We start from the raw sequence: 1258 nt of genomic DNA, 5'->3' as shown, positions 1-1258 counted from the left end.
TGTAGTGGCACAGTAAATTTGGCCACCTGATTAAAGGTGATATCCTCACCTCAACACAAAACAGGTGACTTAATGAACAAAAAAACTAAGCGTACTTTCACCCCTGAGTTCAGGCTGGAATGTGCGCAGTTGGTTGTTGATAAGGGCTACTCATATCGACAAGCCAGTGAAGCGATGAATGTCGGCTCTACCACCCTTGAGAGCTGGGTACGCCAGCTCCGGCGAGAGCGCCAGGGCATCACGCCCTCTGCGACGCCTATCTCCACAGAGCAGCAACGAATCCGAGAGCTGGAAAAGCAGATTCGCCGTCTGGAGGAACAGAATACGATATTAAAAAAGGCTACCGCGCTCTTGATGTCCGACTCGCTGAACGGTTCACGATAGTTGCCAGACTGAGTGACAGCCACACGGTTGTCAGCCTTTGTTCCGCTCTGGAAATACACCGCAGTAGTTACCGGTACTGGCGAAAGCGACGCGATACCGTTAATCCGGCGCAGGTCAGGTTGTGCAGCGAAATACGCCGGGCGTGGAACCAGAGTCGGGGCTCTGCAGGCGCACGCACGCTTGCGGAAATGCTGACTCAAAACGGTGTCCCGATGAGCCGTTACCGGGCCGGGCGTCTGATGAAATACCTGAGCCTGAGCAGCTGTCAGCCCGGAAAACATCAGTACAAAAATGCCCGACAGGAGCATACATGCCTGCCGAATCTGCTCGAACGTCAGTTCGCTGTGCCGGAGCCTGACAGGGCATGGTGCGGAGATATTACGTATATCTGGGCAGGAAATCGCTGGTGCTATCTGGCGGTCGTCATGGATCTTTTTGCCCGCAGAGTGGTTGGCTGGAGCCTGTCAGAAAATGCTGATACAGCGCTGATAAGCAGCGCCCTGCGGATGGCATATGAGACGCGAGGCCAGCCGCGTGATGTGATGTTCCACAGCGATCAGGGAAGCCAGTATACAGGCCTGAAATATCAACAACTTCTCTGGCGTTACAGAATAAAGCAAAGCGTCAGTCGGCGGGGAAACTGCTGGGATAACAGCCCTATGGAGCGCTTCTTCCGCAGTCTGAAAACAGAATGGGTACCGGCGAATGGTTACGCAGGCAAGGACGAGGCCCGGCGACAAATCAGTGATTATATATTGAACTACTACAATAGTGTCAGGCCTCACCATTACAACGGTGGACTGACGCCGGAAGAATCAGAGAACAGATACCGTTTTTACTGTAAAACCGTGGCCAATATTACTTGACCACTACA

General features: G+C 53.0%; 1 protein-coding gene. It reads left to right on the top strand.

From position 1 onward, the window contains the following. Nucleotides 1–36 precede the first annotated feature (36 nt). Nucleotides 37–1250, top strand: a protein-coding gene (locus AAZT04_RS25980) for an IS3 family transposase (protein WP_129941928.1) whose coding sequence is annotated in 2 segments (ribosomal slippage) — nt 37–331 and nt 331–1250 — 1215 coding nt in all. Because the reading frame shifts where the segments join, the coding sequence is not laid out codon by codon here. Nucleotides 1251–1258 lie beyond the last annotated feature (8 nt).

This window comes from Serratia sp. Je.1.23.a (genome assembly GCF_051129805.1).
Taxonomy (GTDB): Bacteria; Pseudomonadota; Gammaproteobacteria; order Enterobacterales; family Enterobacteriaceae; genus Serratia; species Serratia liquefaciens.
Note: the sequence above shows the minus strand (reverse complement) of the source record. Positions and strands in the feature narration are given on the sequence as shown.